Source organism: Buttiauxella sp. S19-1, assembly GCF_022134725.1.
Classification (GTDB): domain Bacteria; phylum Pseudomonadota; class Gammaproteobacteria; order Enterobacterales; family Enterobacteriaceae; genus Buttiauxella; species Buttiauxella ferragutiae.
Window position 1 is genome coordinate 70,982 of record NZ_JAHWLU010000009.1, and the last position, 6,989, is coordinate 77,970.

Here is a 6,989-nt window from a genome sequence, read left to right on the forward strand (position 1 = left end):
GCATGAGCTGAAAAATATAAGGAAAAGAACATGACAGAAGCCATGAAAATTAGCCTTTCCACGTCGCCTGCCGATGCGCGTTGGGGCGAAAAAGCCGCTTATAGTATCAACGACGAAGGGATTACCCTGCACCTGACAGGCAAAGATGACCTGGGGTTAATCCAGCGTGCTGCCCGTAAAATTGACGGCCAGGGCCTGAAGCATGTGCAACTGGCAGGTGACGGCTGGGATGTAGAAAAAAGCTGGGCATTTTGGCAAGGCTATCGCGCACCAAAAGGTACGCGTAAAGTTGACTGGGCAGTGCTGGGCGAAGCAGAGCAAAAAGAGCTGAATAACCGCCTGAAAATCATCGACTGGGTACGTCATACCATCAATACACCAGCCGAAGAACTTGGCCCAGAGCAACTGGCTTCACGCGCCATAGACCTGCTGTGTGATGTGGCATGCGATAACGTTTCTTACCGCATCACTAAAGGTGAAGATCTGCGCGACCAGAACTATATGGGTATCCATACTGTTGGCCGTGGTTCAGAGCGTGCACCGGTTTTACTGGCGCTGGATTACAACCCAACAGGCAACCCGGATGCACCGGTTTATGCCTGCCTGGTGGGTAAAGGTATTACTTTCGACTCCGGCGGCTACAGCATCAAGCAAAGCGCGTTCATGGACTCCATGAAATCGGATATGGGCGGTGCGGCCACCATCACCGGCGCACTGGCATTTGCGATTACTCGTGGCCTGAACAAACGCGTCAAACTGTACCTGTGCTGTGCAGATAACTTGATTAGCGGCAATGCCTTTAAATTGGGCGACATCATTAAATATCGCAACGGCAAAACTGTTGAGATTATGAACACCGATGCGGAAGGCCGCCTGGTACTGGCTGACGGCCTGATTGACGCGTGTGCGCAAAAACCAGAATTAATCATCGACTGCGCAACCTTAACGGGAGCGGCGAAAACGGCACTGGGTAACGATTACCACGCGCTGTTCAGCTTCGATGATGAACTGGTTAATCGCTTGATGGCGAGTGCTGCGGCAGAAAACGAACCGTTCTGGCGTTTGCCACTGGCTGAGTTCCACCGCAACCAGTTGCCGTCCAACTTTGCCGAGCTGAACAACACCTCCAACGCCTCCTTCCCTGCGGGTGCGAGTACGGCGGCGGGCTTCCTGTCTCACTTCGTGGAAAACTATCACGAAGGTTGGCTGCACATCGACTGCTCTGCAACTTATCGTAAAGGTGCGGTTGAGCAGTGGTCTGCTGGCGCAACAGGCATTGGTGTGCGTGCGATTGCAAATCTGCTGGTTAGTCAGTAATTCGCTTTTCGCCCTCACCCCGACCCTCTCCCCCAGGAGAGGGGGAAAACGGCCAATTCCCTCTCCCTCAGGAGAGGGGGAACACCGATCAATTCCCTCTCCCCCAGGAGAGGGGGACACCGATCAATTCCCTCTCCCCCAGGAGAGGGGGGACACCGATCAATTCCCTCTCCCTCAGGGAGAGGGTTAGGGTGAGGGTTGTTTGCCCCACAGACTCATTCTGGAACCACCATGTCAGAACTCAAAAACGAACTCGAAACGCTGCTTGAACAGGCGGCCACTGAACCTGCTCACCGCCCGGCATTTTTCCGCGTGTTACTGGAATCCACCGTTTGGGTACCGGGTAGCGCCGCTGAAGGCGAAGCCATTGACGCCGATAGTGCCGTCGAATTGCAGCACTGGGAAAAAGACGATGGCACCTCCGTCATTCCGTTTTTCACCTCTGTTGAAGCGTTACAACAAGCCATCAGCCACGAGCAGGCATTTGTTGTGATGCCAGTGCGCACGCTGTTTGAAATGACGCAGGGCGCGACACTGTTTCTGAACGCTAAACTGCCGACCGGCAAAGAATTTACCCCGCGTGAAATCACTCATTTAATCAGCGATGAAAGCGATCCTTTAACCCAGCAGGAAGTGCTGGATGGCGGGACATCGTTGCTGCTTTCCGAAGTGGCTGAGCCACCGGCGCAAATGGTCGATTCATTAACTACGCTGTTCAAAAACCTGAAAACTGTAAAACGTGCGTTCATCTGCTCTATCAAAGAACGTGCTGACGAGCAGCCAAACCTGCTGATTGGTATTGAAGCTGAAGGGGATATCGAAGCGATTATTCGCCAGGCTGGAAGTGTCGCGACTGATACGTTACCAGGCGATGAGCCAGTTGATATTTGCCAGGTGGTGGAAGGCGAAAAGGGCATCAGCCACTTTATGATGGCGCACATTACGCCATTCTACGAACGCCGCTGGGGCAGTTTCTTGCGAGATTTTAAAACCAATCGGATTATCTAAAAAAATAAAAACAGCACACGCATGGTGCTGTTTTTATTACCATGTAAATTTTTCAGAGTTTGGTGCCTTGCATTTATAATTACCTGCGAGCAATATTATTTTATAATGTTTAATATTCTTATTTTCAATGACCGGGATGGTTGTGATGAAAAACAAAGGGTTCTTGTATATATTTGTTATTCCAGTGTTAATTACGCTTTATGGGTTTTTCCAACTGTATCGGATGAATGATGGAGTTTCGCCTTCAGATTACGGTTATGATTATAATGAAATGGCTTTACGGCATTTTTTATCAACAATAGGTTTGATATCGTCACTGCTTAGTTTATTTATCAGTGGTGCCGCGATGGCACTCTGCCGCTATAGTACAACTGTTGCCAGAAAATCCCAGAACACACTGGTTATCATGTTTAACCGCTGCCGAAAAGTATTCCCATTCATGATGTTGGGGCAGATTGTTTTTTGTGGTCTCAGTATAATATTTTATGCCTTTTCAGAAATTGCCTGGATCGTTTCTGCATTTGAAATGGATGCCGGGAGTTATAAATTACTTACCCTGATTGGAATGGGGGTATTAGGTGTTTTATGGATATTAATAAAAAGTCTCATCAATATTAAAAATTGTTTTGCCATGTTCCAACCCACACCTTCATTAGTTATTGGACATAATGTTTCTGAACAACAGGCTGCTGGCCTCTGGCAATGGGTTCGGGAACTGGCTGCGAAAATTAATGCAGTCATTCCGGATAATATCGTTGTGGGTATGGAAGAGTGTTTTTATGTTACCGCTAATTCAGTGCAGCTTGTTGATGGTGAGCATTTAACCGGTAATACGTTGTATTTTCCTGTCACTTACGCACGCTTTATGAGTGAAGATGAAATTGCTGCGGTCGTCGGCCATGAACTGGGGCATTTTACCGGGCAAGATACCCAGTACAGTTTGCGTTTTACACCACTGTACAGCGGCCTGCAAAATAGTCTGGAACAGGTTGCTATTAAAGCGATGGGCAATTCATGGATAGATAACATCGTTATCTATCCTGCTCTTTATATCGGGAATTATTTCCTCAAGAATCTCGACGAAACGGTTAATTACTGGAGCCGTATCCGTGAGCATGCTGCCGATGCTGTTGGTGCAAAAGCCAGTAGCGAGCAGGCGTTTTCTAGCGCATTACTGCGCATTTGTGCATTGAGCGATGATATTAGCCAGCAAATTCATCGGCTTTATCAAGGGAAGTTTAACGACCCCGATCTGGCTGCCACAGTCTTTGAAGCTCTGAAATCAAGAGAAACTATTGATGCGAAAGCACAGCTTGAAAACAGTACCACCCATCCACTAGACAGTCACCCACCCACAAGCTTACGCATTGCGGCCCTGAATGTGCAGGTTGATGATGCACTGCTCATACAAGCTTCTCGTCCAGTCAGTGAACATGACTATCATAATATGGATAAGTGGTTTGCAGACCCTCAAGGCTTATGTCAACAACTCACACAGGCTCTCAAAAAAGAACTGGGTGAACAGGGTGAGCAAATTCGCAAAGAGTTGGAAGCCGTCTCTCAAATCGTCGCCCCAGAAGAAACGCTGACATTTCGCTTAGGCAAAAAAAACGTTTGGTTTATGGGGGGATTTGCAATGGTATTATTTATTATCGCTGCATGGGTTACATCTCTTATCTTTTCAGGCCCTGGTGCTGCCGGTTCAACGCAAGTAAAGGTAGCGGCATGGACAGCTGGCTTCTCACTATTCTTTGCTCTTGCTTCTGTGGCCATGTACAGGAAAACGCTTCAACCGCTATTTACCTTGTCCAATGACAGTATCTTGAGTGTACAGCTCAATAAACCTGTCATGCTTGTTGATATAGAAGATATTTCAATGCGAGTGATTCAGAGTAATTGTTATTTGGATCTCATTATGCGCGAGGATGCGGAATTGCCCATTTCTTTACTGGGGCGTTTTTCTCGATCCATTGCCGTCGTTACCAAAAAACATAAAATAACCATGATCATTGCCGGGACGCTGCTCAAAGAAGGCTGCAACGAAAAGATAAGCTTTGATGAATTGTATGAATTATTAGCGAAATATCTGCAGGCTGCACATGCGCGTAGAGTTCTTATTGAGTTGAATAGTTAAACGAGAATATTCTGGTGCAGGTAAAACTGATATTTAGTTTATTGCCTGCGCCAGCAGTAAATCCATTAACAGCAACAGATTCGACTCAAACGAGGTGATCCCAGAAGCTTCTGCTGCATAGTGGACTGCCTCGTCATACAGTTGAAAATGCACATCCGCCAGTTCGGACAGACTGTTCGGCGACGCGCGAGTAAATGCCACAATCGACATCCCAACATTCTGTGCAATCCGCGCTTTATCCAGTACCTGTTCGGTTTCACCGCTGCGTGAAATGGCGATAAACACCTGATACTTCGACGCGTTACTCAGAAAAATGCCTCGGCTATCGCCTGGCCCGGAAATAAATGCAGTTTTCCCCAGCACCTGAAGTTTCTTGGTGAGATATTCGGCAAACAGATAGGAAAAACCCGCGCCGTATAAAAAGAAACTCTCTTTTTCGCGTAACAGCGCCGCGAATTGCGCCATTAGCTCGGGCGTCACCCAACGAAAGGTTTGCCGGTAATTAGCCACAAATTCATCGAATAAAACCGGCAGGGCGCCTGCGGGTGGTGCGGGTTGTTGAGCAATATGCGGTGTATTGGAAAGCAGTTGCTTACAGTGCCAGATAAACTCGCTGTAACCGCTAAATCCAAGCTTCTGGCACAGCCGCATAATGGTCGCGCTGGAGACAAACGTCGCCTGGGCAAGTTCGCGAACCGTGATTTTGCCGACCAGCAATGGATGGTTGGTCAAATGCGAAAGAACACGGTACTCAGCGCGGGTTAAAGACTCTCCGCGCTCGAGCAAGCCTGCCAGGCGGTTGTCCATTACAGTGATTGTGCAGGTTCGACAGGTAAATCAGAACGGGCACCCCATTCACTCCAGGAGCCGTCGTACAGAGAAACACCGTTGACGCCAAGCGTCGTTAACGCCAACACGACCACCGCCGCAGTGACACCTGAGCCGCAACTGGCGATAACCGGTTTATCAAAACTCACACCCTGGCGGATGAAAATTTCATTCAGCTCATCAGTGGTTTTCAACTGACCATTTTCTACCAAATCACTCCATGGCACGTTTAAGGCGCCCGGAATATGACCGCGTCTTAAACCCGGACGCGGCTCGTCCATTTGTGCATTAAAGCGTGGGGCAGGGCGAGCATCGACGATTTGTGCGGTGCCTTCATGGCTGACCAGCAGCACATCGGTCAGACGTTTAATCACTAGTGGGTCGAAATTCACATCGAACTCGCCTTCGGGTAATTCAACATCACCTTTTTCCAGCGGTAATTCTTCGCGCTGCCAGTCGGCGAGCCCCCCGGCCAGAATCGAGACTTTCTCAACGCCAAAAGTCCGCAGCATCCACCAGGCGCGTGGGGCGGAAAATAGGTTACCTTCATCGTAAACAATCAGATGTTTATCCTGGCTGATACCCAGCTCGCGCATGGCGACAGCAAAGGCTTCAGGGCGCGGCATCATATGCGGCAGAGGACTGGTGTGATCGGAAAGGGCTTCGATATCAAAAAATACCGCACCGGGCAGATGGCCTGCACGGTATTCACCTGCGAGATCACGATGCTCCTGGCCTGGAGGCGCCATGCGAGCATCAATAATCTGGATATTCTCATCATTAATATGTTCTGCGAGCCAGTCGCCCGCAACGAAGAAAGTGGTGGACATGGTTGCCTCCGAATCGTCATTGATTAACGGATTGTCGGTGTTTTTAAGCAAACCGACAAGCAACCATATCCACTGCTGCGAAGTGTGCCGTAAATATTAGATAAAGTTACGCTTTCACCGCTTCGCCATCTTTCCAGGCTTGTTGCAATTGCGGCCAGTAATCACGATTGGCTTCAATCATATCGTCGAGAATCGCTTTCGCATGCTGCATGGTTGGCACAGTACGGTTAAGCGTAAATGCCTGTAACGCCTTCTCGTAGCTGCCTTCGATGGTGGCTTCAACCAGCAACTGCTCTGAGGCTAACTGCTGCATTAACAACGTCTGGTGGAACAGCGGAACCGCGCCCATGCGCACCGGTTCTGGCCCTTCGGAAGTAATATAAGCAGGCACTTCCACCATGGCATCGTATGGCAGGTTGGCAATGGCACCTTTGTTTTCCACAATCACCAGGTGGCGCTGGCGTAAATCAAAGGCCAGCGAACAGGCAACATCAACAATAAACGCACCGTGCACACCAACGTGGAAGGCATCCGGCAAAATACCGGTTTGCTTATATTCGGCGGCGGCGGCAAACAGTTTCTTCTCGCGCCCATCCATCACTTCGTTAGCGCGGGTGTAGTCCGGGTTTTGATGCTCAACGATGTCGTTTGGCATCAGGTAATACTGCAAATACGGGTTTGGCAGGAATTGCGGGAAATGGTCCATAATCGGCTTGATGTGACGCCAGGTTTTCACCCAAGACGGATCGGAATGCTGCGGATCGGTTTGCGCGGCATCTTCGGTCAGCAGGCCAAACTTCGCAATATGGCGGCGCAATTCCGGCAGGCGATCCTCCCCATCAACCAGCACACGGGTAAACCAGCCAAAATGG

Annotated in this window: 5 protein-coding genes and 1 pseudogene; 3 read left to right on the forward strand and 3 right to left on the reverse strand. The window is 49.3% G+C overall.

Annotated elements, in window-relative coordinates; translation table 11 throughout:
- Positions 1 to 30: 30 nt before the first annotated feature.
- The 3 genes from pepB to MES37_RS04095 all read left to right on the forward strand — a co-directional run bounded on the left by pepB (position 31) and on the right by MES37_RS04095 (position 4,459).
- Complete coding sequence (gene pepB / locus MES37_RS04085) at positions 31 to 1,317, forward strand: aminopeptidase PepB (RefSeq protein WP_064544437.1); 1,287 nt, start codon at positions 31 to 33, stop codon at positions 1,315 to 1,317.
- A 231-nt stretch (positions 1,318 to 1,548) separates the two neighbouring features.
- Positions 1,549 to 2,325: an enhanced serine sensitivity protein SseB gene (gene sseB, locus MES37_RS04090; RefSeq protein ID WP_064544439.1), complete on the forward strand. Its 777-nt coding sequence runs from the start codon at positions 1,549 to 1,551 to the stop codon at positions 2,323 to 2,325.
- Between the two features lie 145 nt (positions 2,326 to 2,470).
- Positions 2,471 to 4,459, forward strand: coding sequence for a M48 family metalloprotease (locus tag MES37_RS04095; protein ID WP_232886318.1), 1,989 nt, complete (start codon positions 2,471 to 2,473; stop codon positions 4,457 to 4,459).
- Between the two features lie 33 nt (positions 4,460 to 4,492).
- Here MES37_RS04095 and MES37_RS04100 read toward each other — a convergent pair whose 3' ends face one another.
- The 3 genes and pseudogenes from MES37_RS04100 to MES37_RS04110 form a co-directional block, all read right to left on the reverse strand.
- Positions 4,493 to 5,266, reverse strand: coding sequence for a MurR/RpiR family transcriptional regulator (locus tag MES37_RS04100; RefSeq protein WP_064544443.1), 774 nt, complete (start codon positions 5,264 to 5,266; stop codon positions 4,493 to 4,495).
- Positions 5,266 to 6,117, reverse strand: a complete 852-nt coding sequence (gene sseA / locus MES37_RS04105; RefSeq protein WP_064544601.1) for a 3-mercaptopyruvate sulfurtransferase — start codon at positions 6,115 to 6,117, stop codon at positions 5,266 to 5,268. The genes MES37_RS04100 and sseA overlap by 1 nt, the downstream gene beginning before the upstream one ends.
- 106 nt (positions 6,118 to 6,223) lie before the next feature.
- A pseudogene (locus MES37_RS04110) lies at positions 6,224 to 6,989 on the reverse strand (6-phospho-alpha-glucosidase); the annotation flags it as partial.